This window comes from Methyloceanibacter marginalis, assembly GCF_001723295.1.
In the GTDB taxonomy this organism is placed as follows: Bacteria; Pseudomonadota; Alphaproteobacteria; order Rhizobiales; family Methyloligellaceae; genus Methyloceanibacter; species Methyloceanibacter marginalis.
This window is the reverse complement of sequence record NZ_LPWD01000395.1, coordinates 1-1270: the sequence shown is the minus strand read 5'-3', so window position 1 is coordinate 1270 and position 1270 is coordinate 1. Positions and strand designations below refer to the sequence as shown.

The window sequence follows — 1270 nt, the reverse complement described above, 5'->3', positions numbered from 1 at the left end:
AAGCCGAACGTGGCGGCGGCGATCATCACCGGTACGATAGCCAGGCCATCGAGACCGTCGGTCAAGTTCACCGCGTTCCCAGCGCCGACAATGATGAAAGTGCCGAAGATCACGAACATCCACATGCCGAGCGGAATCATAGAGTCCTTGAAGAAGGGAATGGCGAGAGACGTGGAGAACGGTTCCTGCCCGACGGATGCGATGGTGTAGGTGGCGATTAGCGCGGCGACCGTTTCGATGACGATCTTGATCCGCCCGCGAAAGCCGTCCGCCGATTGCCTCGTCACCTTGAGATAATCGTCATAGAGGCCGACCGCGCCATAAACGAGCGTGAGCAACAGCACGACCCACACATACGGGTTGGAGAGATTTCCCCACAGCAGGACCGAGACGGTCAAACCGGAGAGGATCATCAGGCCGCCCATGGTGGGCGTGCCCTGCTTCTGCAGGATATGGCGCTCGGGGCCCTCTTTGCGGATCGGCTGACCCTTGCCCTGGCGCACGCGAAGAGAGCGAATCACGCGGGGGCCGAACAGAAACACGAACAGAAGCGCCGTGAGCACGGCCCCGCCGGTGCGGAAGGTGATGTAGCGAAAGATATTGAGGACGGTGATGTCCGGCGCCAGCTCGGCCAACCAATAGAGCATCGCCTTCCCCCTCCTCCAGCGGCCCCTAGGCCGAAATGCTTTCCGACTCGAATCGGCGCTTCAGCGCTTCGACGAGCGGGGCCATCCGGCTGCCCAAAGACCCCTTGATCATAACGATGTCACCCGGCCGCACCCCTTCGAGAAGCTTGGGCTCAAGCTCCCCGGACGTCTTGGCATAGCCACCCTGCCGCCCAGGTGGCAACGCTTGGAATAATGAGGCCATCAGTTTGCCGCAGGCAAAGACAACATCTACCCCGGCCGCGTCAACGGCTTCTGCAAGCTCCCGGTGGAGCCTCGGCCCCTCGACCCCTAGCTCCAGCATGTCACCAAGGACGGCCACGCGCCGCTTATAGGCGCTGTGTGGGGCAAGACCGAGGGTGGATAGTGCCGCACGCATGGAGGCGGGGTTGGCGTTATAGGATTCATCGATGAGGGCCGCTGGGCCCGCTTTGGTCTGAATCACGAAACGCTGGCCGCGGCCGGCTTGCGGGGTGACCGCCTCCAGCGCCCCGGCTGCCTTAGTAAGATCGGCGCCAGCCAGCTTCACAGCCGCCAGCACGGCGAGCGTGTTCTGAACCAGATGGCGACCCGGCGCGCCGAGCCGGTAGGTGATGCTCTCCCCC

Annotated in this window: 2 protein-coding genes; both read right to left on the bottom strand. The window is 63.1% G+C overall.

Annotation, left to right across the window (positions count from 1 at the left end; all coding sequences use genetic code 11):
- Positions 1 to 647, bottom strand: a 647-nt coding sequence (locus AUC71_RS13470; protein ID WP_483127813.1) for an MraY family glycosyltransferase, incomplete at its 3' end; no start/stop codon positions are given.
- A 25-nt stretch (positions 648 to 672) separates the two neighbouring features.
- A partial coding sequence (locus tag AUC71_RS13465) for a glutamate ligase domain-containing protein (protein ID WP_280139321.1) occupies positions 673 to 1270 on the bottom strand: 598 nt, incomplete at its 5' end.